Origin of the sequence: Sphingomonas cavernae, assembly GCF_003590775.1 — a bacterium.
Lineage (GTDB): Bacteria > Pseudomonadota > Alphaproteobacteria > Sphingomonadales > Sphingomonadaceae > Sphingobium_A > Sphingobium_A cavernae.
The window spans coordinates 508699-533593 of record NZ_QYUM01000002.1 but is presented as its reverse complement, the minus strand read 5'-3'; the positions used below and the strand labels follow the sequence as shown (position 1 = coordinate 533593).

The window sequence follows — 24895 nt, the reverse complement described above, 5'->3', positions numbered from 1 at the left end:
CTCCTAGCGCGCGGCTTTATCGAGCACGGGTTTGACCGTCTCGTCCGGATTGACGAAGCCGCCGGCCGACGACACGATGCGCTCGCTGCCCGTCAGGCCTTCGCTCACGGCAACGCCCTTGTCGGTTACCTCGCCTACCTTGATATCGCGGCGGACGATCTTGTTCGCCTTGTCGACCAGATAGACGAAATTGCCCTTCTCGTCGCTCTGCACAGCGGATTCGGGAAGCATCGGCGCTTCCTGTGACCCGCGCACGATATTGGCCGCGGCGAAGCCGCCGGGACGCAGCGCCTTGTGATAGCTGAGCGCAATGCGCGCAGTGCCCTGACGCGTCTGGGGGTCGACGACGGGCGAAACCTGCCACACTTCCCCGGTGAAGCTTTCGCTGCTTCCCACCGGGGTCACCGTGGCCTTGGCGCCCACGGGCGTGGTCACGAGATCGGCTTCGCCGAGCTGCGCCAGAAGTTCCATCTCGCCGCCCTTGGCCAGACGGAACAGCACGCCGCTACCCGAACCGACGACCTGACCCGGCTCGACCGCGCGCGTGAGCACAAGGCCCGCGGCCGGCGCACGGATGTCGAGCCTGCCGGTACGCGCCCGGTTCTCGCCAAGCGTCGCTTCGGCCACGCGAACGCGCGCGACGGCGGCATCGCGCGTCGCGGTCTTGCGATCGATATCGGCCTTGGAAATGAACCCGCGACCGACCAGCGCCTGCGCGCGCTCCAGCTCTGCCTGTGCAAGCCTTGCGTCGGCGCGCGCGACATTGATTTGCGCCGCGAGCTGCGCGTTCTGCTGCGCCTGAACCGAGCGCTCGATCGTGGCGAGCACCTGGCCAGCACCCACCCAGTCGCCCGGTTCCACAAGAACGCGCGCTACCATGCCGCCTTCGCCGACAACGCCGACGGGCATCTCGCGGCGAGCCGCGAGTGATCCCGTGGCGGAGACGACGCGATCGACGACATCCCGGCCGGGGACCATAACGGTCACCACCGGCACTGCCTTGGCAGCGCCGTCACCGGCAGCAGCGCCGCCCGACTCCTTGTCGCCGCCCAGCGCGAAGATCGTGATCAGCGCCACCACAGCCAGTGCTGCCGCGGCCGCAATGATGATCCAGCGCCGGTTACGCCGTGCGCGTTCCTCGTCGGACAAAAGATCTATCTCGCTGCCGGTTTCGGTGAAGCGCGATTCGTAGTTCATCATTGCCTGCTTTCAGCCTGGATGCATCTGGGTATGCGGCAAGTGTATTACATCAATAAGTCACCAGCCTCAAGCGGGACTTTTGAGAAGCGCGCTTCCTGCGCCCAGTCCGGCGCGAAATCAAGGAATTTCGTACTGAATCGTATAGTTGTGACGCAGGCGTCGCATTTCCTCGCTTGCCATTTGACACGATCGAAGGAACATTGCGCCGCGCTTTCGGACGCGCTGTTTAGGGAGGGACGGCAATGGGCGATTTTCTCTGGTGGATACTCATCGGTCTCGTCGCGGGCGGGCTGGGCAAGCTCATCATGCCGGGCAAGGACCCTGGCGGTTGCCTTGTCACCATCCTGATCGGCATCGCGGGCGCGCTGCTCGTTGGCTATGTCGGCCAGATAGTGGGCTTTTACGAGCCGGGCGAATCGACGGGCTTCATTGGCGCGACAATCGGCGCGATCGCGCTACTCGTCCTTTACCGGATAATTTTGAAAGTGCGCGGCAAGGGCTGATGGCGATGCAGCCCACCGGATGCGCATTCAGCCGCCGTGCAGCCAATCTGTGTTCATAAGACCTTGACGGCGAAGGGTGTCCCTTCGCTGAAACAAGGAGTTACGCGTAGATGCACAAGACCTTCCCAGCGCTCGCGCTTGCCGCGTTGGCTGCTACGCCCGCCGCACTTTCCGCGCAGTCGACTGTCGCGGTGCCCGTTCCCGTGATCCAGGGAACCAAGCTCGATATCGTTGCCACGGGCGAAACAAGACGTGTACCCGATGTCGCTGTGATCAATGCAGGCGTCGTCACGCAGGGCGCGGACGCGGCCAGTGCGATGCGCGAAAATGCACAGCGGATGGCGCGCGTGACGGCCGCGCTGAAGAAGGCGGGGATCGCCGACCGCGACATTCAGACGAGCACCGTCAACCTCCAGCCGCAATATCGCTATGGAGAGAACGTGCCGCCCGTCATCACGGGTTATCAGGCGACTAATACCGTAACGGTTCGTTTCCGCGACGTCGGCAAGAGCGGCACGATCCTCGATGCCCTCGTCGCCGAGGGCGCCAATCAGATCAACGGGCCAAGCCTGCAGATCGACAAGCCCGAGGCGGCCGAGGACGAGGCGCGCGTCGATGCCATAAAAAAGGCGCGCGCGCGCGCCGTGCTGTATGCGGGTGCAGCGGGGCTGAAGGTGAAGCGCATATTGTCGATCAGTGAAGCGGGCGGCTATGCGCCGCCGCCGCCGATGCCCTATGTGATGGCGTCGCGCGGAAAGGCCGAAGCTGACACCGCCATCGCTCCCGGCGAACAGACCGTGGGCGTTACCGTCACGGTAAGCTTCGAACTCGAATAAAGGCGAGCATCTCCACTTACGGGAAGTGCTCCAACAGTTCTGAACCGAGCCGCGCGAATGCGTTCCGCGCGGCTCTTTTTCAGCAATTGTCTGGCGTCAGCGCACGCTGCCGCGACGGATCAGATTGACGATGCCGAGGAGCACGACCGCGCCGACGAACGAGGCGACCAGCGAGGTCACGTTGATGCCCGCATTGTTGATCGATCCGCCCGACAGCACCAGGCCGGCCAAAAACGCGCCGACGATTCCCACGATAACATTGAGAAAAATGCCCTGTTGCGCGTCGGTGCGCATCACGATGCTAGCGAGCCAGCCGATGACGCCGCCGATGATCAGCCAAAGAATGAAAGAGAGCATATTCCGTCCTCCTGCCTTGGCGCGCCTCTTGGAAACGGGCCGCCTGACGGAAGTTATACGGATAATCGGGGTGTTTGTTCCATGCCCGTCACGTAATTCGCCGGGCCCGAAAAACGATTTCTCCGCCCTCGCTTGATGAAAGGGCGGAGAATATGGAGCGCGCGGGTGCTGTCGATACCGCGCCGCGCTTCAGTATTTCTGCTGGCGTTCGTAAAGCGACTTGTAGTGCTGGATGCGCGTCACGCGCAGTCCGGGCATGCCCGAGCGATCAACCGCACGCTGCCAGCCCGCAAATTCCTCGAGCGTCAGCCGGTAGCGCTCGCAGACCTCATCGACCGAAAGCAAGCCGCCATTTACCGCCGCGACGACCTCGGCCTTGCGACGGACAACCCAGCGCGAGGTGGAAGGCGGCGGCAGCGTGTCCAGCGTCAACGGTTCACCGAGCGGACCGATCACCTGGGCGGGGCGGATTTTTTGGTTTTCGATCATTCCTACCTCAATTGACGGGCGTTTCTGCCTCGAACCTTCTTGCTGAATCAATCTACTCCGGGTGCGTTGAAATAAACCTAAAGCGCTAGGGTAAATTTTCCGGTCATTTTCCTGAATCGATCGACAACGCGCGCGCCACTTCGGCGTTGAAGCTTCCCGAACTGGCGCGCGCGGCTGCGCGAGCATTCTGTGCGAAAAGATCAACGGGCGGCAGCGTCTCTCCGCCACCGGAGGAGCCGGGATTATCCAGTAATATCTGATGTCTGGCGGTCGCGGTCGCCGACTGATGCGCGGACAATCCCGCAATCAGCACCGCGAAATCCGGCGCCGGCAAATCAGAAGCCCGTGCTGCCTCGAATCGTGAAAATTCCAGCTTCATCGCGACTCGGGTGCCCCTGTTATTCTTCTCTCCAAGTAACCTGGAATGCTGAATCAGCCGTAAATTCAGGGCCGTCCGGTGCACGAAAATGCGTCCCATGGAAGCGATTTTTGCCTCCTGGGCCAAACCGGGCTATGGGGCGCGCGCAATGTCCCCCGATTTCCAGCTCGATGGCCCGATGAAGGCCCGTCGCATCGTCGTCGCCATGTCGGGCGGCGTCGACAGTTCGGTCGTTGCCGCGCTCGCGGCGCGCACGGGCGCGGAGACGATCGGCATCACGCTCCAGCTCTATGACCATGGCGCCGCGGTGGGGCGCACCGGTAGCTGCTGCGCGGGGCAGGATATCCGCGATGCGCGTGCGGTCGCGGACCGGCTGGGTATCGCGCACTATGTCTTCGATCATGAAAGCCGTTTTCGCGACTCGGTGATCGAGGATTTTGCCAGCGAATATATGGCGGGACGCACCCCCATTCCCTGCGTGAAGTGCAATATGGGGGTGAAGTTCACCGACCTGTTCAAGCTCGCGAAAGATCTCGGCGCCGATTGCCTTGCGACGGGCCATTATGTCCGCCGCGTCGAGGGCGAAGCGGGCGCCGAACTGCACCGCGCCGCCGATCCCGCGCGCGACCAGAGCTATTTCCTTTTTGCGACGACGCAGGACCAGCTCGACTATCTGCGATTCCCGCTGGGCGGCATGCCCAAGCCCGCGGTGCGCGAGATCGCGAAGGAACTGGGGCTGGGCGTCGCGATGAAGCCCGACAGCCAGGACATCTGCTTCGTGCCCGACGGCGACTATGCCAAGATCGTCCGCAAGGTCCGCCCCGATGCGGACACCGCGGGCGAAATCGTCGACCTGTCGGGCCATGTGCTCGGCGCGCACAAGGGCTTCATCCATTTCACCGTCGGCCAGCGCCGGGGGCTCGAGATCGGCGGACAGGCCGAGCCGCTCTACGTGATCAGGCTCGAGCCCGAGACGCGCCGCGTCGTGGTTGGGCCGCGCCGCGCGCTTGGCGTTTCGGCGGCACGCATCTCGGGAATCAACTGGATCGGGGGCCATCATTCAGGCCCGGTTTCCGCCAAGGTGCGCTCGCTCGCCAAGCCCGTGCCCGCGCGGCTGGAAGGCGACCGGGTCGTGTTCGACATGCCCGAATATGGCGTCGCCCCCGGCCAGGCCGCAGTGCTTTATGATGGCGACCGCGTGCTTGGCGGCGGCTGGATCGAGGAAACCGAGGCGGCGGAGCTGGCGGAAGCGGCCTAAAGGCTGAACACGCCCTCGATCACTGTGACACAGGGCGCGTCCAGGATAACGCGATCGCCCTCCAGCCTGCATCGCATGTGTCCCCCGCGCGCCGATGCCTGAAAGGCAGAGAAGGTGTCTCGGCCAAGCCGTTCCGCCCAGAAAGGGACGAGCGCTGCGTGCGCCGAGCCGGTAACGGGATCCTCGTCTATCCCCCAGGCCGAGACGAAGACGCGGCTGGCGATGTCGGCGCTATCGCCGGGTGCGGTGACGATCGCCATTGTGTCGACTTCGGCAAGCCTGCGAAAATCCGGCCTGACCGCGCGCACAGCCGCTTCGTCGGGCAGCAGGACTATATGAATGTGTTCGACGCCATTACATGCCACGAAAATCGATGCATCCGGCAATCCCAGAATGTCGAGCAGCGTGTCGTCGCTGCCAGGCTCCATGTCCGTCGCGGGCAGATCGAGCGCGTAGCCAGTGCCCGCGCGCTGTACTTCCAGCATGCCTGCCTTGCGCGTCAGAAAGCGCACGCGTGCCATCGATTGATCGCGGGAAAGCACGAAATGTCCCGCGGCCAGCGTGGCATGGCCGCAGAGCGGCACCTCGGTGGTCGGGGTGCACCAGCGCAGCTCGTAATCGGCATCGTCCGAGGCGGGCACGAGAAACGCGGTTTCGGAGAGGTTGTTCTCCATTGCGATCCTGATGAGCAGTTCGTCGGGCAGCCATGCGTCGAGCGGGATCACCGCCGCCGAATTTCCCTGAAAAGGCCGGTCGGCAAAGGCGTCGATCTGGGCGAAGGGCAGCTTCATTCGGGTGTCTCCCGCAGGGCTTCGTCGGGCTCGCCCAGTCGATCGATCTGACCTTCGGGGTCGAGGTGGATAAGGATTTCGGTGTCGGGAAAGGCGGCCATCAGCTTTTGTTCGACACCCTCGGATATCGCGTGCGCTTCCGCGACGGTCATGTCGGGACGGACCCAGACGTGGAATTGCACGAAGTCCTGCGCGCCGCTGGAGCGCGTGCGCAGGTCGTGGATGCCGAGCAGCTCGGGTTGCTGCGCCGCGATCGCAAGGAATCGCTGCCGCTTCTCCTCGGGCCATTCGCGGTCCATCAACTGGTTGATCGCGGTGGTGGAGGCGCGCAGCGCGCCATAGAGGAGCCACAGCGCGATCAGGACGCCGAACACGGGATCGGCGCCGGTCAGCCCAAGGTACTGGTCGAGTACGAGCGCGGCGATCACCGATCCGTTGAGCAGCAGGTCGCTCTGGTAATGGACATTGTCCGCGGTGATCGCGACCGAGTTCGTCTGCCGGATCACATGACGTTGATAGGCAATCAGCAGGAGCGTCGCGGCAAGCGCGGCGATCGAAACGCCGATGCCATATTCGGCATTGGCGCTGACATCACCCGCGATCAGCCGCCGCACCGCCTGCACCGCGATGCCGCATGCCGATATCGAAATCAGCATGACCTGAAAGAGCGCGGCCAGCGCCTCTGCCTTACCATGCCCGAAACGGTGCTCGGTGTCCGCGGGCTGGGCGGCGTAGCGCACGCTGAACAGCGTCACGAGCGAGGCGACGAGATCGAGCCCGGTATCGGCGAGCGAGCCGAGCATTGCCACCGAGCCGGTGACCCATGCTGCCCAGCCCTTCAGCGCCAGCAGCAGCACCGCGGTGCAGACGCTGGCGATCGCCGCGCGTTGGGTCAACGCGGCGCGGCTCACGGGTAGAGCAGCCCTTCGTCCCAGCCATCGTCGGTGCGCGTGAACAGCCGTCGTTCGTGGAGGCGGTGTTCGCGGTCCTGCCAGAACTCGATGCGCTCGGGCGTCACGCGATATCCCGACCAGTGCGGCGGCCGGGGCACGTCCTGCCCCGCGAAGCGCGCCTGCATCTCGTCGAAACGCGCTTCGAAAGTCTCGCGGCGATCGAGCGGGCGCGACTGGTCCGACGCCCAGGCGCCGAGCTGCGAATCGCGGCTGCGCGTCGCAAAATAGGCATCGGCGATGGCTGGGTCGACCGGCGTAATATGTCCTTCGATTCGAATCTGGCGGCGCAGCGACTTCCAGTGAAACAGCAAGGCTGCGTGCGGATTGACGGTCAGCTCGCGGGCCTTGCGGCTTTGCTGGTTGGTGTAGAAGATGAAGCCCTCTGGCCCGTGCCCCTTGAGCAGCACCATCCGCAGCGACGGCTGTCCCTCCGCGTCGACCGTGGCAAGCGCCATCGCATTCGAGTCATTGAGTTCGTTCGCGCGCGCTTCGGCAAACCAGTGGTCGAACAGCGTGAAGGGGTTTTCCGTCATGGTCAGCGCCATAACCGATGGAGGGTTATAGGGAAACGGCCAGTCTTGAACGCGTGGCATTGCTTCCAATCTGTTGTCTCAGCGCACGAACCGCGCCAAAAGGAAGGTTATGGCAGCAGATCCGTATCAAATCCTGGGCGTCGAGCGCGGCGCGAGCGAAACCGATATCAAGAAGGCGTATCGCAAGCTCGCGAAGGAACTCCACCCCGACCGCAACAAGGACAATCCCAAGGCGTCCGAACGCTTTTCGCAGACGACGGCGGCCTATGACCTGCTGACCGACAAGGACAAGCGCGCACGCTTCGACCGTGGAGAGATCGACGGCGAAGGCAATCCCACGTCACCTTTTGGCTTTGGCGGCGGCGGTGGACCGGGCGGGGGCTATCGCCAGCAAGGCGGCGGCGCGCATTTCGAATTCGGCGACGACGGCGCAGATTTCGGCGATATTTTTGACGGACTGTTCGGTGGCGGGCGCAGTCGCGGCGGCTTTGGCGGTTTCGGGCGTGGTCGCCAGGCGCCGTCGCCCAAGGGGGCCAACGTGGCTTACAGGCTGGCGGTGTCGTTCGAGGATGCCGCGGCTTTGACGCCGCAGCGCATCACCTTGCAGGACGGCAAGACGATCGATCTGAAACTGCCAAAGGGGGTCGAGACGGGCACGCAGATGCGGCTCGGCGGCAAGGGGCAGCCCGGTCCTGGCGGCGCGGGTGATGCGATCGTGACGATCGAGGTACGTCCGCACCGTTTCTTCAAGCGCGATGGCTACAATGTCCGACTCGACCTTCCGGTAACGCTGAAGGAGGCGGTCGCGGGCGCCAAGGTAAAGGTTCCCACGGTTGACGGGCCGGTCATGCTCGCGGTGCCCAAGGGCTCGACATCGGGCAAGGCGCTGCGCCTGAAGGGCAAGGGCTTTCACGCCAAGTCGGGCGAACGCGGCGACCAGCTTGTGACGCTGATGATTGATATTCCGGCGGATGATGCCGCGCTGAGCAGCTTCGTCGAGGGTTGGACGGAAGATGACGGGCGCAACCCGCGGGCGGGACTGGACGTATAGTCCACGATGCAGGACCTGCACCCCCAATCCCCTGAGGAGCGTCGCAAGCGCCTGGCGCGCGCTGCGCGGGAGGCGGTGCAGGAGGGCATCGACAGGGTCCGGCCCGGCACTTACCCCTTCACTGTCGCCAAGCGGGTGATCCTCGGCGTCTATGACGACGGCTTTCTCCATGCAGGCAACCTCGCCTATCTCGCGCTGGTCACGCTGTTTCCATTCTTCATCGTGGCGGCGGCGATCGCGCGCCTGTTCGGGCGGACCGAGGACGGGATTGCGACGGTCAACGCTTTCCTGCTCACCATACCGCCCGATGTTGCCGCGGTGCTTGAAAAGCCGATCAACGACGTACTCGCCGCGCGCTCGGGTTCGTTGCTCTGGATCGGCGCGCTGATCGGACTGTGGACCACGGGCAGCTTCATCGAGACGATCCGCGACATTCTTCGCCGGGCCTATGGCGTGCGTTATACGCGTCCATTCTGGGAATATCGGCTGGGATCGATCGGGATCATCTTTGCGTCGGTGATCCTCGCATTCGCCGCGTTCAGCTTTCAGGTCGTGCTCGTCGGCATCGAGCAATTTATCGATCGCTTCCTCCCCTTCAACGCCGATGCCGCATGGTATGTCGCGACCTCGCGCGTCGCGCCTGCGCTCGCATTGTTCGCTGCGCTTTACATGCTGTTCCTGTCGCTGACGCCCAAGACCTATCGCGGCGCGGGTTATCCCAAATGGCCGGGAGCGCTGTTCGTGACAACATGGTGGCTCGGCGTGACCGAGCTGCTGCCGCGTGCGCTGTCGCACGCTACCAGCTATGATCTCACCTATGGCAGCCTTGCCGGCGTGATGATCGCGCTCATTTTCTTCTATCTTGTCGGCTTCGGCGTGGTAATCGGGGCCGAATTGAACGCGGCGCTGGCGGAGAGCCCGGACATACGCTCGACGCCCGTTGCCACCGAAGACGCAGAAATAACGGAGGAATTGTGAGCGGTTTGATGACCGGAAAGCGCGGATTGATCATGGGCCTTGCCAATGATCGCTCGCTGGCGTGGGGAATCGCGCAGAAGCTGCATGAGCAGGGCGCGGAACTCGCGTTCAGCTATCAGGGTGAGGCGCTGGAAAAACGCGTGCGGCCGCTGGCCGAGCAACTGGGCTCGGATTTCCTGATCGATTGCGACGTCTCGGACATGGGGGCGCTCGATGCGGCGTTTGCGGCGCTCGCCGCGCGCTGGCCGACGATCGATTTCGTCGTCCACGCGATCGGCTATTCGGACAAGAACGAACTCCGTGGCGGCTATGTCGACACCAGCCTCGAAAATTTTCAGATGACGATGAACATTTCGGCCTACAGCTTCGTCGCGGTGACGCAGCGTGCGCGGGCGATGATGCCGGGTGGCGGCAGCCTGCTGACGCTCAGCTATTACGGCGCCGAAAAGGTGATCCCGCATTATAACGTGATGGGCGTGGCCAAGGCCGCGCTCGAGACCAGCGTCAAATATCTGGCGATGGACCTGGGGCCCGAGAATATCCGCGTCAACGCGATTTCGGCCGGGCCGATCAAGACGCTTGCAGCCTCAGGGATCGGCGATTTTCGCTATATCCTCAAATGGAACGAGCTCAATTCGCCGCTGCGCCGCAACGTCACGATCGAGGATGTTGGCGGGGCAGGGCTCTATCTGCTCAGCGATCTCGCGAGCGGGGTGACCGGCGAGATCCATCACGTCGACGCCGGCTACAATGTCATCGGCATGAAGGCCGAGGACGCGCCCGACATCGCATTGCAATGACGGTTAAGCTTCGCGTTGAGGCGCCGGGCGATGCGGCCGCGATAAGAGCGGTCAATTGCGCGGCGTTTCCGACCGAAGCCGAGGCCGATCTCGTCGAGGCGTTACGAGCCGATGGCGATGCCGCCATCTCACTGGTTGCCGAGGACAATGACGAGATCGTCGGCCATGTGTTGCTGAGCACGATGCAGGTGAGCGCGGATGGGCGTGCCGTCCGCGCGGCCGGCCTCGCACCCGTCGCGGTCGTACCGGGGCGGCAGGCGCAGGGAATCGGCTCGGCGCTGGTGCGCAGTGCGATCGATGCTGCACGTGCGCAGGGCTTCGAGATGCTCTTCCTGCTCGGCGAGCCTGAATATTACGGTCGCTTCGGCTTTTCGGTCGAGGCGGCCGCGCCTTTTGCCTCGCCCTATGCAGGCCCCTATTTTCAGGCATTGATGCTTGAACCCGCGATGGTTTCGCCTAAGGCGGGGGACGCCCGCTACGCGCGGGCGTTTTCCGACCTGGGGTAAGAGATGAGCTTCAACAGCTTCGGACGCGTTTTCCGCTTCACGACCTGGGGGGAGAGCCACGGGCCCGCATTGGGCGCGGTCGTCGACGGGTGCCCGCCGGGGCTGGCGCTCTCGGAAAGCGACATTCAGCCCTTTCTCGACAGGCGTCGTCCGGGGACTTCGCGCTTCACCACGCAGCGGCAGGAGCCCGATCAGGTCCGGATCCTCTCGGGCGTGTTCGAGGGGAAGACGACGGGTACGCCGATCAGCCTGATGATCGAGAATGTCGACCAGCGCTCGAAGGACTATTCCGAGGTCGCCAAGGCCTATCGCCCCGGCCATGCCGACTATGCCTATGACGCCAAATACGGCTTCCGCGATTATCGCGGCGGCGGGCGCAGCTCGGCGCGCGAGACCGCGGCGCGCGTTGCGGCGGGCGCGGTGGCGCGCGCGGCGATTGCCGAGGTGGCGATCACCGCCTGGGTCTCCGAAATCGGCGGCGATGCGATCGACCCCGTCAATTTCAATGCCGACGAAATCGGCAACAATCCCTTTTTCTGCCCCGACGCCGAAGCCGCGAAGCGCTGGGAGGCGCTGGTCGACGGCGCGCGCAAGGCGGGGTCGTCGCTCGGCGCAGTGGTCGAATGCGAGGCGACGGGCGTTCCCGCGGGCTGGGGCGCGCCGCTCTATGCCAAGCTCGACAGCGAACTCGCTGCCGCGATGATGTCGATCAACGCGGTGAAGGGCGTTGAGATCGGCGACGGCTTCGGCGCGGCGCGGCTGCGCGGCGAGGAGAATGCCGATCCCATGCGACCGGGCGATGACGGGCCGCTGTTCCTCGCCAACCATGCTGGCGGGATAGCCGGCGGCATATCGACCGGCCAGCCCGTGCGCGTGCGCATAGCCTTCAAGCCCACCAGTTCGATCCTGATTCCCGTCGAGACCGTTACGCGCGAGGGCGAGGCGAGCGAGATCATGACCAAGGGTCGTCACGACCCTTGCGTCGGCATCCGCGGCGTGCCCGTGGTCGAGGCGATGATGGCGCTGGTGCTCGCCGACCAGAAGCTGCTCCACCGCGCGCAATGCGGATGATTTGATGCGCGATCTGGCCGTTTTGCCGGCCAGCCGTGTTCAATTCGTCTCGCGGTACGTTCAAGATGGCCATCGCGCGTGTCGATCGCGCGACGAGCCGCGCTTGCGATTCCGAACGATTGCGCAGGCCGGGGGTTGTCGGGGTGCAGTTACAACCTCCGGAGAATATAATGCGTATGAAAATGATTGCGGCGATGACGCTGCTTGCTCTGCCCACCGCCCTGATGGCGCAGGCGGCACCCGATCAGGCCGCGCCTGCCGAGAGCGCTCCCACGGCGCCTGCGCCAGAGGCGGCAACCGAGCCTGCGCGGTCGCCCGAAGCCGCCACCGGCCCCGCGACGTCGGCCGAAGCCTCGCAGCCCGCGGCGGACCATGCCGAGCACGAGGAAAAGAAGAAGGCTGACAAGCCCGAATAACGCACATCATGTGCGCTTAAGGAAGGCGGTCGGCTCCCCCCTTGCCGGCCGCCTTTTCCTTAGAGCCTGATCGGTTGAGGCGGAAGTACTTTGTGCTTCCGCCGATGCCGTGAATCAGGCTCTATTCAAACGATCAAGGTCTAGCCTGATCGGTTGCAGTGGAAGCGTCAGCGCCTTCGTTGACCGATCAGCGTCCCCTTGGTGCCCTTCTTGGAAACACGGAAGCTGAAATTCGGCCAGCGCTTCTTCCAGCGCGCGCCCACGACGCGTTCGCCGGGCCGTGCCCCATCGTCGAGCAGCACGACACCGCCAACCGGAATACGGTCAAACAGGCATTCGGCCGCGCCGCGGACATAGGGATGGATGGTCCAGGGCGGCCCGTCGATCACGAGCATCCAGATCTGCTCGGGGAGTGCGGTGACATCGTACCAATAGCTGGGCCAGTCGTCGGGCGCGGGGACCAGCGCAGCGCTTCTCATGTCGGCTTCCAGCCCATGCTCCGCAAGCCAGTTGCGCGTCGCGGCGACAAAATCGGCATGCTGGTCGAAGCTGGTAAGTCGGCCGCCGCCGTGAAGCTCCAGCGCGCGCGCCGTGACCAAAGTCGTCGCACCTGCGCCAAGCTCGACGACGGTTTCGGGGCGCAGCGCCTCAACATGATCGACGATGAGGTGGAGCAGCGTGGTATCGGCCTTCCAACTCCCCAGATTGGGAAGCGCATCACGAGGGAGCTTCAGGCGATCGAGCAGCGCTCTCTTGTCCGCCCTTGTGCCACCCGAGAGGCTTCTGAGCAGCCAGGGCCAGCCGATCGCGCCAAAGGCGAGTATGTGCGCCCAGTCGGAAATCGATGTGACGCGCGTGTCTTGCGCGCCATGCGACCGGGGGAGCAGGCTCGTTGCTTCGCGCGAGGTCATGCGCGAATCTTGATCGGTCAGGCACCGCTACACAAGCGGCGAGCCATCATCTTGCCTCAATCGGCGAACGGATCGCGTACCAGAATCGTATCCTCACGCTCGGGGCTCGTCGAGACCAGCGCCACGGGGCACTGGATGAGCTCCTCGACACGGCGAATATATTTGATTGCCTGCGCGGGAAGCTGCGCCCAGCTCCGCGCGCCCGCGGTGGATTCGGACCAGCCCTCGATCTCTTCGTAGATCGGTTCGATCGCGGCCTGATCGGCGGCGTTGGCGGGATAGTGCTGCAGCGTTTCGCCGCGCAGCTTGTAGCCGGTGCAGATCTTCACCGTCTCGAAGCCGTCGAGCACGTCGAGCTTGGTGAGCGCGATTCCGGTGACGCCCGACACCGCGACCGACTGGCGCACCAGCACCGAATCGAACCAGCCGCACCGGCGCTTGCGTCCGGTAACGGTGCCGAATTCATGTCCACGTTCGCCGAGACGCTGACCGATTTCGTCCTCGAGCTCGGTGGGAAAGGGGCCCGATCCGACGCGCGTGGTGTAGGCCTTGGCGATGCCGAGCACGAAGCCGACCGCGCCGGGGCCGAGGCCCGATCCGCCCGCAGCGGTGCCCGCGATGGTGTTGGACGAGGTGACGAAGGGATAAGTGCCGTGGTCGATGTCGAGCAGCACGCCCTGCGCGCCTTCGAACAGGATGCGCTTGCCCGCGCGGCGCGCGTCGTTGAGCATCAGCCAGACGGGCTTGGCGAACTGGAGAACGAAGTCGGCAATCTCGCGCAGATCGGCGAGCAGCCGCTCGCGGTCGATCGGCGGCTCGCCAAAGCCAGCGCGCAGCGCGTCGTGATGCGCGGTCAGACGGTCGATCTGCGGCCCGAGTTCGCCCAGATGCGCCAGATCGCAGACGCGGATCGCACGGCGGCCGACCTTGTCCTCATAGGCCGGACCGATGCCGCGGCGCGTGGTGCCGATCTTGCCGGCGCCCGAGGCGTCCTCGCGCAGCGCGTCGAGATCGCGGTGAAAGGGCAGGATCAGCGCGCAATTGTCGGCGATGTGGAGCGTTTCGGGGCTGATCGATACGCCCTGACCGGCGAGCTTTTCGACCTCGGCCTTCAAGGCCCAGGGATCGAGCACCACGCCGTTGCCGATCACGCTCGGCGTGCCGCGCACGATGCCCGAGGGAAGCAGCGAGAGCTTGTAGACATTCTCGCCGATGACGAGCGTGTGCCCGGCATTATGGCCGCCCTGGAAGCGCACGACCATGTCGGCGCGTTCGGCGAGCCAGTCGACGATCTTGCCCTTGCCCTCATCGCCCCATTGGGCGCCGATCACTGCTACGTTCGCCAAGATTCCAACCTTCCAGGATTGTTACGCGCGACCCCTAGTCGCCCAAGTCGATTCGGTCCACCTTCAGGCGGGGACCGGCGCTCCGTCCTTCAGGACATGCGAGCAGATCTGCGCCGCCGGCGTATCGTCATCGGTCAGCGCAGCCACCGTGACCCAACCTTCAGCGCGCATTCTGGCAGCCAGCGCGGGATCCGTCCCCACGGGCACGAACAAACGCTGCCGCTCGTGCGGGGCCAGCCCGGCATCGACGAGCGGATCGCAATAGATCGAAAAGCCGATGGCGGGTTCCTCACGGCCATCCTCATGGACGATCGTGTACGAGCCACCGCGGCCGATTTCGCCGCTGACGCCCTCGGCGAAGAGCGAGAAGCCGAACCAGCTCTGATATTCGAAGCCGTGACGTTCGGTAGGATCGAGCGTGAGCGCGACCGCCGCGTCGAGCGGAGCCGCGATCGCTTCCAGCGCGTCGAGCCGCGAGACCAGCGCCCCATCCGCAAAGCCGCGCAGCCGGGCGACCGCCGCGTCGAAAGGCCCCGCGGCCTCGACCAGCGGCAGGAAGGCTTCAGCCTTTGCGGCAGCCAATCCGCCTGCATCCTTGGCATCGAGCAAGGCGCGAATCTCGGATATGCGCGCGGGCTCGGTGGCGAGCGACCCCTGCGCCAGCGTTTCAACCAGATTGGGCAGCGTGAAATCGAGAGTAATGCCGCTGACGCCCGCCTGGCCCAACGCCTCGATCGCGACCGAGACGATCTCGCGCGCGGCGGCGACGCTGTCGAGCCCGATCAGCTCTGCGCCGACCTGCATCATCTCGCGCTCGGGACGGAGCTGCGTCGCCTTCAGCTTGAGCACCGACCCGCCATAGGCGAGACGGACGGGGCGCGGATGGTGCGCCATGCGCGTCGCTGCGATGCGGCCGACCTGTGCGGTGATGTCGGGGCGGACCGCCATCGTCCGCTGCGACACGGGATCGACGAAACGCAGAAGATCCTGCGCACGCGTCGATTTAAGGCGCCCGACCAGCCCCGCCTCGAACTCGGCAAGCGGCGGTGAGACGCGCTCATAGCCGTGGCTCGCCGCGGTATCGAGGACGCGACGGACGAGGCGGGCAATCGCTTCGGCTTCGGGTGGAAGCCGATCGCGGAAACCTTCGGGAAGCAGGCCGGGAGGGATGGTCACTCCCTCTCCCCTCCGGGGAGAGGGCTGGGGAGAGCGGCCGTGTTCAGGGCAGCCAAGATGGCTACCTCTACACCCTCTATGTTCTTCATCACCTCGCCGTTAGTGAACCGGATCACGCGATATCCTTTCGCTTCCAAAAAAGCGGTGCGTCTTTCATCATATTCAGCCGTTTCGCCGTGCGTATCGCCATCAATTTCGATCGCCAATCCCTGCAGGCGTGCAACAAAGTCGACGATATAAGGCGCGACTACGACTTGCCGCGAGAATTTGAAACCTTCGACGCGTTTGGCTCGAAGAAGAAGCCAGAGTTACCGTTCCGCGGGGGTGGGGTCGGAGCGCATGTGCTTTGCGCGGTCCAACAGAATTTCGTCTGTCTTAGACACTGCCCCTCTCCCAACCCTCTCCCCAGAGGGGAGAGGGCTAGTAGCACGATCAGAACTTGAGCGCCTTGACCTTGTTGACACCCGGCAGGTTGCAGACGTTCCACAGCACCGGTTCGGGCACGGGGCCGTCGACCGAGAGCAGCAGCGCCGCCTCGCCGCCCGGGCCATGCGAACGGCGGCCGAGATGGAAGGTTGCGATGTTGACGCCGGCTTCGCCCAGCGTCGAACCGATGCGGCCGATGAAACCCGGCGCGTCCTGATTGACGACATAGAGCATCTCGCCATCGAGATCGGCTTCCATCTTGATCCCGAACAGTTCGACGAGGCGGGGTTCGGAGTTGCTGAACAGCGTGCCCGCGACCGAACGCTCGCTGCCGTCCTCGAGCTTGATCGTGACGCGCAGCAGCGTGTGATAATCGGCCTCGCGGTCATGGCGCACCTCGCGCACGTCGAGCCCGCGCTCCTTCGCGAGGAAGGGTGCGTTGACCATGTTCACAGTGTCCGAATAGACGCGCATCAGCCCCGCGAGCACCGCGGCGATGATCGGCTTGGCGTTGAGTTCTGCGGCCGCGCCCTCGGTCTCGATCGAGACTCCGCGGATATGATCGCTCTCGAGCTGACCGACAAGTCCGCCGAGCTTTTCCGCAAGCGCCATGTACGGACGCAGTTTGGGCGCCTCTTCGGCCGAGAGCGAGGGGACGTTGAGCGCGTTGGTGATCCCGCCCGCGACCAGATAGTCCGCCATCTGCTCGGCGACCTGGATCGCGACATTGACCTGCGCTTCCGAAGTGGAAGCGCCGAGATGGGGGGTCGAGATGAAGTTGGGCGTGCCGAAGAGCGGGCTCGCCTTGGCGGGTTCCTCGACGAACACGTCGAGCGCCGCGCCCGCGACATGGCCCGAATCGAGCGCCGCCTTGAGCGCGGCCTCGTCGATCAGGCCGCCGCGCGCGCAGTTGATAATGCGCACGCCCTTCTTGGCCTTCGCCAGATTCTCGGCCGAGAGGATGTTGCGCGTCTGGTCGGTCAGCGGGGTGTGGAGCGTGATGAAATCGGCGCGCGCGAGCAGCTCGTCGAGCGCGACCTTCTCGATCCCCATCTCCACCGCGCGTTCGGGGGTGAGGAAGGGGTCGTAGGCCACGACCTTCATCTTGAGCCCCAGCGCGCGATCGGCGACGATCGAGCCGATATTGCCCGCGCCGATCAGGCCGAGCACCTTGTTGGTCAGCTCGACGCCCATGAAGCGGTTCTTTTCCCACTTGCCCGCCTGGGTCGAGGTGTCGGCCTCGGGAAGCTGGCGCGCGAGCGCGAACATCAGCGCGATCGCATGCTCGGCGGTGGTAATCGAGTTGCCGAAGGGCGTGTTCATCACGACGACGCCCTTGGCCGAGGCGGCCGGGATATCGACATTGTCGACGCCGATGCCGGCGCGGCCGACGACCTTCAAATTGGTGGCGGCGTCGAGTACTTCCTTGACGACCTTGGTCGCCGAACGGATCGCGAGGCCGTCATACTGGCCGATGATCGCGATCAGTTCTTCCTTGGTCTTGCCGGTGATTTCGTCGACCTCGACCCCGCGCGCGCGGAATATCTCGGCGGCCTTGGGATCCATTTTGTCGGAGATGAGAACTTTGGGCATTGGTGTTTCCTTGTCCCTATGCCGTCATCCCCGCGAAAGCGGGGATCCAGGAACACTGGCTTGGACGGTCAAACCTTGAATTCGGTGTTCATGGATTCCCGCTTTCGCGGGAATGACGGTGCAATTTAAGCCGCGCGCGCCTGCTGCCAGGCCCAATCGAGCCAGGGGCCGAGCGCCTCGATATCCTTGGTATCGACGGTCGCGCCGCACCAGATACGAAGCCCCGGAGGCGCGTCGCGATAGCCCGCGATGTCGTATGCTGCGTGCTCGGCCTCGAGCAGCGACGCGATCTTTTTGACGAGCGCCAGCTTCGCCTCGTCATCAAGCCCTTCGACCGCATGGTCTGCGAACTTGAGACAGACGCTGGTGTTCGAACGGATCGCCGGATCGGCGGCGAGATGGTCGAGCCAGTCGGCCTTCTCGACGATCGCTTCGAGCGCCTTCGCATTGGCTTGCGAGCGCGCCTTCAATGCATCGAGCCCGCCGATCTCCTTCGCCCATTCGAGCGCGAAGATATAATCCTCGACCGCGAGCATCGAAGGCGTGTTGATCGTCTCGCCCTTGAAGATCCCCTCGATCAGCTTGCCGCCCTTGGTCATGCGGAAGATCTTGGGGAGCGGCCATGCCGGCGTGTAACTTTCCAGCCGCTCGACCGCGCGGGGGCCAAGGATCAGCACGCCGTGCGCGCCTTCGCCGCCCATCACCTTCTGCCACGAGAAGGTGACGACATCGAGCTTGTCCCACGGCATGTCCATCGCGAACACCGCCGAGGTCGAATCGGCAATGGTCAGGCCCTTGCGATCGTCCCTGATCCAGTCGCCATCGCGCACGCGCACGCCCGAAGTCGTGCCGTTCCAGGTGAAGACAATGTCGCTGTCCTGATCGAGCGCGGCCATGTCGGGAAGCTCGCCATAGGGTGCCTTCACCACCTTCGCGTCGAGCTTCAGTTGCTTGACGACATCGGTGACCCAACCCTCACCGAAGCTCTCCCACGCAACCATCGTCGCGGGGCGGGCGCCCAGCATCGACCACAGCACCATCTCCACCGCGCCGGTGTCCGAAGCGGGGACAATGCCGATGCGGTGCGTGTCGGGAACACCGAGGATTTCGCGCGTGAGGTTGATCGCGTGCTCGAGGCGCGCCTTGCCCAGCTTGGAGCGGTGCGAGCGGCCGAGCGATCCGGTGGCGAGTCTTTCGGGGGCCCAGCCCGGCGGCTTTGCGCAGGGGCCGGAAGAAAAGTGCGGGCGTGCAGGTTTGGTGCCCGGACGGGGTAACGTATCAGTCATATAGTCTCTCCTTGCAGAGAGCACGCGCGGCGTTGGGACCGCGTGGCCCGCCGCCGCTCCTAGAGGCGCGCGCGCGCCTGTCAACCGGATTGTCGGTAAGCCGCGCAAGAAAGCGTCGGTATCTTGTCGGTACAGGCTTTCAATTTTCCCCGATTTCGGGGAAAAAGGCGTATGTTCGTGCGTCGGGGGTTTCGCGTCCTTTGGGTCCCGTTGATCGCGTCGGTGATGCTTGCCGGCTGCGGAGGAGGCAGCGAGCGCGCGCGAATCCCCGAAAAGGAGCCGATCTATGAAACGCCACGCCTCAGCGAGCGGGAATTGCGCCAGTGCATGGCCGATCTGCGCGCGGCCGAAGTGAAGTACGACCCGCTGCCCGATCGCAACTTCGGCGGCGGCTGTTCGGCGATGGATTCGGTCAAATTGCTCGATGTCGGGGTTCCAGTGGCCAATCTGGGCGCGATGCAGTGCCCGCTCGCGCGGACCTTCGCGCAATGGGCCTTTTATGCTGCGATGCCCGCAGCGCGAAAATTCCTCGGAAGCGAGCTTGTGAAGATCGAGACGATGGGCAGCTATGCATGCCGCAACGTCAACGGTGCTTCGACAGGCCGGCTGTCGGAACACGCCTTTGCCAACGCCGTCGACGTCGCGGCCTTCATCCTGGCGGACGGAAGGCGCGTCACCGTGACCAGCGGCTGGCATGGATCGTCGGACGAACGCGCCTTCCTGCGCGCGCTTCATCAGTCGGCATGCAAGCGCTTCCAGACCGTGCTCGGTCCCGACTACAACCGAGCGCATTACGATCATCTGCATTTCGATATGGGGCGTGGTCCCTATTGCCGATGAAGGGCTTGGGGCTTTCACGATAAACCGCTAAAGCCCGCTCAATGACTACAGAACCGATCGTACCAAGCCGCGTCTTTGCGAAAGCCAGGCAGGACGCAGAGACCGCCAAGCAGGGCGTGTCCACCCCGCAGACCGAGCATCCCGCTTACAAGCTCGCCTTTCAGGATACCGATTTCCTGCTGCGCGAGGATCTGCGTCCGGTGCGTTTCCAGCTTGAACTGCTCAAGCCCGAACTGTTGCTCGACGAGGCGCGGATCGGTTCGATGATGGTCTTCTACGGCTCGGCGCGCATCCCTGAACCCGCCAAGGCCGAGGCGCTGCTCGAAATCGCCAGCGACGAGCAGAGCCGCAGGATCGCAGAAAGCCTGATCGCCAAGTCCAAATATTACGACGTCGCGCGCGAACTCGCGCGACTGGCGAGCGAATGCCCGCGCGACATGGACGGAAAGCGTCATTTCGTCGTTTGCTCGGGCGGCGGTCCCTCGATCATGGAGGCCGCCAACCGCGGCGCGACCGATGTCGGCGCGGACACGGTGGGGCTCAATATCGTGCTGCCGCACGAACAGGCGCCCAACGAATATGTGACGCCGTCGCTCAGCTTCCAGTTCCACTATTTCGCGCTCAGGAAGATGCATTTCCTGCTGCGTGCGCGCGCGGTCGCGGTATTCCCCGGCGGCTTCGGCACCTTCGACGAGATGTTCGAGCTGCTGACACTGATCCAGACGGGCAAGATCAAGCCGATGCCCGTGCTGCTTTTTGGCCGCGATTTCTGGGAGCGCGTTGTCAACTTCGAGGCGCTGGTCGACGAGGGCGTGATCTCTCTGCGCGATCTGGAACTCTTCCATTTCGTTGAAACCGCCGAGGAGGGATGGGCGATCGTGCGCGATTTCTATTCGGTGCCCGACTGCGAGGGATTGGCGATCTAAAGCGCCTTCATCCAGAATTGCATCGGCTTCTCGGTTTCGGCGGGGTCGCCGATATCGCGCCACGCGAAACCTGCTACGAGCCCATCGACCCTGGCATAACCGCGTTTGGTCCAGAAGGTGTCGAGCGGCGCATAGTCCGCGGGCCGGGCGGGGTGATCTGCGGGCCGTGTCACCGCGCAAAAGGCGGCATGGCGGCGCCCGAGCGCGCGACCGCGTTCTTCGCGCGCGTCGAAAAACGCGTGGCCGATGCCTTGCCCGCGATATTGAGGCAGCAGGACCGACTCTCCGAAATAATAGATGGTTGAAATGTCGATGCCGCGCGCCGCGAAGGGGGCGGCGAAATCCTCGGCATGATCTTCCATCGGCGCGGCGGTGGTGACCCCGACCAGCCGATCGCCGTCGAATGCGCCCATTACGAGCGCGTCGGGGCTTGTCGCATAAGGGCGTAGATACGCGGCCTCATAGGCCGGATCGCCTTCGTAGAGATAGGGAAAGTCGCGAAAGACCGCGATTCGAAGCGCGCCGATCTCCGGAAGGCGGCGGGCGAGCGAATCACCCGCCAACAGCTCGGTGCGGACGCTGGCGCCCGCAGCCAACATCAATGCGCGGCGGGGGCCGCTGCGTTTTCGGCCGGGGCCGCGGCATTGCCCGCCGCCGCGGTGTCGGCGGCAGATGCTGCGCCGGCCGCGGGAAGCGGCAGGTTCGAGCCCTGGCTGTTCATATAGGCGAGCAGGTTGGCCCGATCCTCGGGCTTTGAAAGGCCGGCGAAGGTCATCTTGGTGCCCGGCGCATATTTGCGGGGGCTTGCGAGCCACTTGTCCATGCCCGCGAAATCCCAGTTGCCCGGAACGCCCTTCAGCGCGTCCGAATAGGCGAAGCCGGCGACATGCCCGTGCGGTTTGCCGAGCGCACCCCAAAGATTGGGGCCGATGCCCTGGGCGCCGCCCTGGTTGATGGTGTGGCAGGCGGTGCACTTCTTGAAGACTTCCGCGCCCTTGGCAGGGTCGGCGGTGGGGAGAAGCGTGGCGATATCGACCGCTGCCGCGCCGCCACCCTCGCCTTCGGCGGGCGTTGCGTCCGCGACTTCATAACCGGGCTTCTCGGGCGCATGGCCCTTGAAATACATCCCGCTTGCGATGGATCCGCCAAGCGCGACGATACCCGCCGCCAGAACCCATCCCGCAATCGTGTTGAACCGGTCGTCCATCGAAATCCCTCTGCTCACCCGGGCATTAAATCGCGGCACCCTTTATCGGGGCATTGCGCAGACCGCAAGCCGCGCCTTGCCGATCGTCGTCATTGTCCCTAAGCGCACTGCGCCCATGGAAAACTATCCCGCTCCCGCCCGCCGCCTTGTCGAACAGATGGCCGAAGCCGCCATCGCCGATCCCGCGCGTGCGGTCGCATTTCAGGGGGCTCCCGGCGCCAATTCGCACATCGCGGTCGAACAGGCCTTTGCCGACGCGCTGCCGCTGCCCTGCTTCAGTTTCGAGGACGCGATCGACGCGGTGAAGGAAGGGCGCGCCGACCGCGCGATGATCCCCATCGAGAATTCGCTGCATGGTCGGGTCGCCGACATCCATTTCCTGCTGCCCGAGTCGGGGCTGGTGATCGTCGGCGAACATTTTCTGCCGATCCACTACAGCCTGATGGCGCTGGGTCCGATCGAGGGCATTCGCGAGGCGACTAGCCATCCGCAGGCGCTCGGCCAGTGCCGCAAATGGTTGCGCGCGCGCGGCATCACCTCGGTCGGCTATGCCGATACCGCGGGCGCAGCCGCACTCGTCGCGGAACTGGGCGACCCGAAGGTCGCCGCGATTGCGCCGCCGCGCGCCGCCGCACTCTATGGCCTTCAGACGCTGAGCGAAGGACTCGCGGATTCGGACGATAACACCACGCGCTTCGTCGTGCTGGCGCGCGAGGGCGTGGTTCCTGAGCCTAATGGTCCGGTGATGACCACCTTCATCTTTGAGGTGAAGAACGTGCCCGCCGCGCTCTACAAGGCGATGGGCGGCTTTGCGACCAACGGCGTCAACATGACCAAGCTCGAAAGCTATCAGCGCGGCGCAAGCTTCGCGGCAACCGAGTTCTACGCCGATATCGAGGGAGGTCCGGGCGATGCCGCGATCGATCGCGCGCTTGAGGAACTGCGCTTCCACACCAAATGGATGCGCCTGCTCGGCACCTATCGCCAGGCGCAGCCGCGCACGATCGCCTAGCCGAGCGCTTCGTCAAGCATGCGCGCGAGCCTGATCCCGCCGCGCTCTACCTGCAGGCGCAGCGGCCGGATCAGCTTTTCGATTGTCGTGTTGTCGAGCGTCACGCGCCCGCCGGGCACAGGGCCGCATGGGTCGCCGCCATAGGCGCTGGCATAGACCGTTTCGCGGGCGACCTGCCAGTTCTCGCGGCTCCAGTCCTCGACGCTACCCGAACCCATCGCCGCGCGCTCTTCCGCGGAATAGACACGGACGATCGATGGCGGCGTGGAGATTGCGCGCTCGGCGAGATAGCCGTCCCAGATCCCGTGCAGGTTCATCCGTTCGGTCACCGCGTCGCCATAGCCTGCCTTGACCCGGTTGCCGCCAAGGTCGCCGCGGTCGCCGGCGTGAAGCGGCATATGGAGATCGCCCGTGAAATGGACGAGAAAGGCGAGCGCCATCAGCCGCTCGCGAACCGGCACGGTCTTGTCGGCGAGCAGCTTTGCATTGCGCTCGATCTGGGCGGAGACGCAGTTGCCATCCTTGCACGCCGCCTTCAGGTCGAAGGGCTTGCAGACATCGACATTCTGATAGTGCCACGAATAGGCGTAGCTGAAGCGGTCGTTCAGCGGCTTGACGCAGTCGGCCCAGTAGCTCGCATGTTCGATTGTATTGACGGGGCAGGTGGGCGTCTCGAGCAGCCGGCCCTGCCTGAGCAGCGCGGAGATCGCGGCGCGCGTCTTCGGCGTCACCTGCTTCCACGCGATCGCCGCCACCGTTTCATGGCCATAGTCCCACCAGGCCTTGGCGGGCGCGGGAACGAGCATCAGCGCGCCGACAAGCGCCGCAAAAAAATGTCGCAGCATCAGCCCTCGTCGCCGTAGATCGCAACCTTCTTCACACCCTCGCTGTTCGCCTTGCCGCGGTACATGCCCGGGGTGTTGAATGACCAGTCGGCACTGCCGCCGGGGCCCGTCACGATGACGCCGCCGGTGCCGCCGATCGCACCAAGCTCGGCAATCACCGCGTCGGCGGCCTGTTTGGGGGTTTCGCCCTTCATCCGGATTCGCGCGCAAATCTCATGCGCAACGCCGATGCGGATGAAATATTCGCCTGCACCCGTGCCCGAGATCGCGCAGGCGCGGTCGTCGGCATAGGTGCCCGCGCCTATCACCGGCGAATCACCGATGCGGCCCCAGCGCTTGCCCGTCAGGCCGCCGGTTGAGGTCGCGGCCGCGACATGGCCGTTCGCGTCGATGGCGACGGCTCCCACCGTGCCGTATTTCAGGTCGACATCGTACCAGCCGACCTTTTTCGCTTTCATCTCGTCGAGCTGGCGCTTGCGCTCGGGGGTAGCGAACCAGCTCGGGTCGACCTGTTCGAGCCCTTGCTCGACCGAGAACTGGTCGGCGCCCTCGCCGCTCAGAAAGACGTGCGGGCTCTTCTCCATCACTGCGCGCGAGAGGCTCACCGGATTCCTCGTGCGCGTCGTGCGCGCGACGGCGCCTGCCGCGCGGGTCCTGCCATCCATGATCGCGGCGTCGAGTTCGTTGCGCCCCTCATAGGTAAAGACCGCGCCGCGGCCCGCATTGAAGTGCGGATCGTCCTCGAGCACCTTGACCGCCGCCTCCACCGCGTCGAGCGACGAACCATTGGTCGACAGCACCTTCGACCCCGCCTCGAGCGCACGATCAAGCGCCGCGCGAACTTCCCGGTCGTGCTGTGGGGTGAGGCGTTCGCGTTCGATCACGCCCGCCCCCCCATGAATGACGAGCGTCCATTTGGGCGCAGGGGCGGCTTGGGCGACGGTGGAAGTCATCAGGATGGCTCCGAGGAGAAACAGGGAATGCATAGGGAGAACCTCCCGTTCGTGATGCTCGTCATCTAGAGCACTTCCCGAAAAAGTGGGAACCGGTTTTTCGGCCAGGAAGTGCTCTAAACATTGGATCGAGAGCCTTTCCTGTCCGACAAGGCAATTCCGCCTTGTCGGGAAAGGCTCTAGCAGAATGGCGGACTGCCTCAACACGCTATCGCCACGTGCAATTTAACGGCTATGTCGTCGGTCAACGGCA

The 24895-nt window shown here is 64.5% G+C and carries 28 protein-coding genes and 1 pseudogene; 12 read left to right on the top strand and 17 right to left on the bottom strand.

Annotation, left to right across the window (positions count from 1 at the left end; all coding sequences use genetic code 11):
• Positions 1 to 3 precede the first annotated feature (3 nt).
• Positions 4 to 1197, bottom strand: coding sequence for an efflux RND transporter periplasmic adaptor subunit (locus D3876_RS02855; protein ID WP_119760947.1), 1194 nt, complete (start codon positions 1195 to 1197; stop codon positions 4 to 6).
• Between the two features lie 245 nt (positions 1198 to 1442).
• Between D3876_RS02855 and D3876_RS02850 the strand changes: the two genes are divergently transcribed.
• Positions 1443 to 1703 carry a GlsB/YeaQ/YmgE family stress response membrane protein gene (locus D3876_RS02850; protein ID WP_119759586.1) on the top strand — a complete coding sequence of 87 codons (261 nt, stop codon included), beginning with the start codon at positions 1443 to 1445 and terminating at the stop codon, positions 1701 to 1703.
• A 110-nt stretch (positions 1704 to 1813) separates the two neighbouring features.
• Positions 1814 to 2539, top strand: coding sequence for an SIMPL domain-containing protein (locus D3876_RS02845; RefSeq protein WP_119759585.1), 726 nt, complete (start codon positions 1814 to 1816; stop codon positions 2537 to 2539).
• 96 nt (positions 2540 to 2635) lie between these two features.
• On the opposite strand, the gene D3876_RS02840 is transcribed toward D3876_RS02845, so the two are convergent.
• The 3 genes from D3876_RS02840 to D3876_RS02830 all read right to left on the bottom strand — a co-directional run bounded on the left by D3876_RS02840 (position 2636) and on the right by D3876_RS02830 (position 3764).
• On the bottom strand, positions 2636 to 2896 hold the full coding sequence (locus D3876_RS02840) for a GlsB/YeaQ/YmgE family stress response membrane protein (RefSeq protein WP_119759584.1): 261 nt from the start codon (positions 2894 to 2896) through the stop codon (positions 2636 to 2638).
• Between the two features lie 189 nt (positions 2897 to 3085).
• Positions 3086 to 3385, bottom strand: coding sequence for a CtrA inhibitor SciP (gene sciP, locus D3876_RS02835; RefSeq protein WP_119759583.1), 300 nt, complete (start codon positions 3383 to 3385; stop codon positions 3086 to 3088).
• Positions 3386 to 3488: 103 nt separating this feature from the next.
• Positions 3489 to 3764: a hypothetical protein gene (locus D3876_RS02830; RefSeq protein WP_147417566.1), complete on the bottom strand. Its 276-nt coding sequence runs from the start codon at positions 3762 to 3764 to the stop codon at positions 3489 to 3491.
• A gap of 148 nt (positions 3765 to 3912) precedes the next feature.
• Here D3876_RS02830 and mnmA point away from each other — a divergent pair, with 148 nt between their 5' ends.
• Complete coding sequence (gene mnmA, locus D3876_RS02825) at positions 3913 to 5022, top strand: tRNA 2-thiouridine(34) synthase MnmA (protein ID WP_119760946.1); 1110 nt, start codon at positions 3913 to 3915, stop codon at positions 5020 to 5022.
• Here the strand turns inward: mnmA and D3876_RS02820 are convergent.
• From D3876_RS02820 to pdxH, 3 genes are read right to left on the bottom strand one after another with little or no spacing between them, the layout of a single operon-like run.
• Positions 5019 to 5813: a PhzF family phenazine biosynthesis protein gene (locus tag D3876_RS02820; protein WP_119759581.1), complete on the bottom strand. Its 795-nt coding sequence runs from the start codon at positions 5811 to 5813 to the stop codon at positions 5019 to 5021. The two genes, mnmA and D3876_RS02820, sit on opposite strands and share 4 nt — an antisense overlap.
• Positions 5810 to 6724: a cation diffusion facilitator family transporter gene (locus tag D3876_RS02815; protein WP_119759580.1), complete on the bottom strand. Its 915-nt coding sequence runs from the start codon at positions 6722 to 6724 to the stop codon at positions 5810 to 5812. The genes D3876_RS02820 and D3876_RS02815 overlap by 4 nt, the downstream gene beginning before the upstream one ends.
• Positions 6721 to 7299, bottom strand: a complete 579-nt coding sequence (pdxH, locus tag D3876_RS02810) for a pyridoxamine 5'-phosphate oxidase (protein WP_119760944.1) — start codon at positions 7297 to 7299, stop codon at positions 6721 to 6723. The genes D3876_RS02815 and pdxH overlap by 4 nt, the downstream gene beginning before the upstream one ends.
• Before the next feature lie 109 nt (positions 7300 to 7408).
• On the opposite strand from pdxH, the gene D3876_RS02805 reads away from it, so the two are divergent.
• The 6 genes from D3876_RS02805 (at position 7409) to D3876_RS02780 (ending at position 12121) form a co-directional block, all read left to right on the top strand.
• Positions 7409 to 8350: a DnaJ C-terminal domain-containing protein gene (locus D3876_RS02805; RefSeq protein ID WP_119759579.1), complete on the top strand. Its 942-nt coding sequence runs from the start codon at positions 7409 to 7411 to the stop codon at positions 8348 to 8350.
• A 6-nt stretch (positions 8351 to 8356) separates the two neighbouring features.
• Positions 8357 to 9328 carry a YihY/virulence factor BrkB family protein gene (locus D3876_RS02800; RefSeq protein ID WP_119759578.1) on the top strand — a complete coding sequence of 324 codons (972 nt, stop codon included), beginning with the start codon at positions 8357 to 8359 and terminating at the stop codon, positions 9326 to 9328.
• On the top strand, positions 9325 to 10128 hold the full coding sequence (gene fabI / locus D3876_RS02795; RefSeq protein ID WP_119759577.1) for an enoyl-ACP reductase FabI: 804 nt from the start codon (positions 9325 to 9327) through the stop codon (positions 10126 to 10128). The genes D3876_RS02800 and fabI overlap by 4 nt, the downstream gene beginning before the upstream one ends.
• Positions 10125 to 10634: a GNAT family N-acetyltransferase gene (locus D3876_RS02790; RefSeq protein WP_119759576.1), complete on the top strand. Its 510-nt coding sequence runs from the start codon at positions 10125 to 10127 to the stop codon at positions 10632 to 10634. Before fabI ends, D3876_RS02790 begins: the two co-directional genes overlap by 4 nt.
• A gap of 3 nt (positions 10635 to 10637) precedes the next feature.
• The gene (gene aroC / locus D3876_RS02785) at positions 10638 to 11705 is read left to right on the top strand and encodes a chorismate synthase (RefSeq protein WP_119759575.1); all 1068 of its coding nucleotides are present in this window, start codon (positions 10638 to 10640) and stop codon (positions 11703 to 11705) included.
• A gap of 170 nt (positions 11706 to 11875) precedes the next feature.
• Positions 11876 to 12121: a hypothetical protein gene (locus D3876_RS02780; RefSeq protein ID WP_147417565.1), complete on the top strand. Its 246-nt coding sequence runs from the start codon at positions 11876 to 11878 to the stop codon at positions 12119 to 12121.
• A gap of 167 nt (positions 12122 to 12288) precedes the next feature.
• Here the strand turns inward: D3876_RS02780 and D3876_RS02775 are convergent, their stop codons facing one another.
• The 6 genes and pseudogenes from D3876_RS02775 to D3876_RS02750 all read right to left on the bottom strand — a co-directional run bounded on the left by D3876_RS02775 (position 12289) and on the right by D3876_RS02750 (position 18859).
• Complete coding sequence (locus tag D3876_RS02775) at positions 12289 to 13032, bottom strand: class I SAM-dependent methyltransferase (RefSeq protein ID WP_119759573.1); 744 nt, start codon at positions 13030 to 13032, stop codon at positions 12289 to 12291.
• 56 nt (positions 13033 to 13088) lie between these two features.
• Positions 13089 to 14378, bottom strand: coding sequence for an adenylosuccinate synthase (locus tag D3876_RS02770; protein ID WP_119759572.1), 1290 nt, complete (start codon positions 14376 to 14378; stop codon positions 13089 to 13091).
• A gap of 63 nt (positions 14379 to 14441) precedes the next feature.
• Positions 14442 to 15554: an ATP phosphoribosyltransferase regulatory subunit gene (locus D3876_RS02765; protein ID WP_119759571.1), complete on the bottom strand. Its 1113-nt coding sequence runs from the start codon at positions 15552 to 15554 to the stop codon at positions 14442 to 14444.
• Positions 15551 to 15802: pseudogene (locus tag D3876_RS02760) on the bottom strand (endonuclease domain-containing protein); the annotation flags it as partial. The pseudogene D3876_RS02760 and the gene D3876_RS02765, both read right to left, overlap by 4 nt.
• Before the next feature lie 184 nt (positions 15803 to 15986).
• Positions 15987 to 17573: a phosphoglycerate dehydrogenase gene (gene serA / locus D3876_RS02755; protein ID WP_119759570.1), complete on the bottom strand. Its 1587-nt coding sequence runs from the start codon at positions 17571 to 17573 to the stop codon at positions 15987 to 15989.
• A 125-nt stretch (positions 17574 to 17698) separates the two neighbouring features.
• The gene (locus tag D3876_RS02750) at positions 17699 to 18859 is read right to left on the bottom strand and encodes a phosphoserine transaminase (RefSeq protein ID WP_119759569.1); all 1161 of its coding nucleotides are present in this window, start codon (positions 18857 to 18859) and stop codon (positions 17699 to 17701) included.
• 171 nt (positions 18860 to 19030) lie between these two features.
• On the opposite strand from D3876_RS02750, the gene D3876_RS02745 reads away from it, so the two are divergent.
• Together D3876_RS02745 and D3876_RS02740 are read left to right on the top strand one after the other, a co-directional pair.
• Positions 19031 to 19699, top strand: coding sequence for an extensin-like domain-containing protein (locus D3876_RS02745; RefSeq protein ID WP_119759568.1), 669 nt, complete (start codon positions 19031 to 19033; stop codon positions 19697 to 19699).
• A gap of 41 nt (positions 19700 to 19740) precedes the next feature.
• A complete protein-coding gene (locus D3876_RS02740) occupies positions 19741 to 20625 on the top strand; it encodes an LOG family protein (protein ID WP_119759567.1) in 885 nt (294 codons plus the stop codon).
• Here D3876_RS02740 and D3876_RS02735 read toward each other — a convergent pair.
• Together D3876_RS02735 and D3876_RS02730 are read right to left on the bottom strand one after the other, a co-directional pair.
• Positions 20622 to 21224: a GNAT family N-acetyltransferase gene (locus tag D3876_RS02735; RefSeq protein WP_119759566.1), complete on the bottom strand. Its 603-nt coding sequence runs from the start codon at positions 21222 to 21224 to the stop codon at positions 20622 to 20624. The genes D3876_RS02740 and D3876_RS02735 overlap by 4 nt on opposite strands.
• Positions 21224 to 21832, bottom strand: a complete 609-nt coding sequence (locus D3876_RS02730; protein WP_119759565.1) for a c-type cytochrome — start codon at positions 21830 to 21832, stop codon at positions 21224 to 21226. The genes D3876_RS02735 and D3876_RS02730 overlap by 1 nt, the downstream gene beginning before the upstream one ends.
• Before the next feature lie 115 nt (positions 21833 to 21947).
• Here D3876_RS02730 and D3876_RS02725 point away from each other — a divergent pair, with 115 nt between their 5' ends.
• Positions 21948 to 22844: a prephenate dehydratase gene (locus D3876_RS02725; protein ID WP_119759564.1), complete on the top strand. Its 897-nt coding sequence runs from the start codon at positions 21948 to 21950 to the stop codon at positions 22842 to 22844.
• On the opposite strand, the gene D3876_RS02720 is transcribed toward D3876_RS02725, so the two are convergent.
• Both D3876_RS02720 and D3876_RS02715 read right to left on the bottom strand, forming a co-directional pair.
• Positions 22841 to 23689 carry a S1/P1 nuclease gene (locus D3876_RS02720; protein ID WP_119759563.1) on the bottom strand — a complete coding sequence of 283 codons (849 nt, stop codon included), beginning with the start codon at positions 23687 to 23689 and terminating at the stop codon, positions 22841 to 22843. The two genes, D3876_RS02725 and D3876_RS02720, sit on opposite strands and share 4 nt — an antisense overlap.
• On the bottom strand, positions 23689 to 24642 hold the full coding sequence (locus D3876_RS02715; RefSeq protein ID WP_238475211.1) for an isoaspartyl peptidase/L-asparaginase family protein: 954 nt from the start codon (positions 24640 to 24642) through the stop codon (positions 23689 to 23691). Before D3876_RS02715 ends, D3876_RS02720 begins: the two co-directional genes overlap by 1 nt.
• Positions 24643 to 24895: the final 253 nt, after the last annotated feature.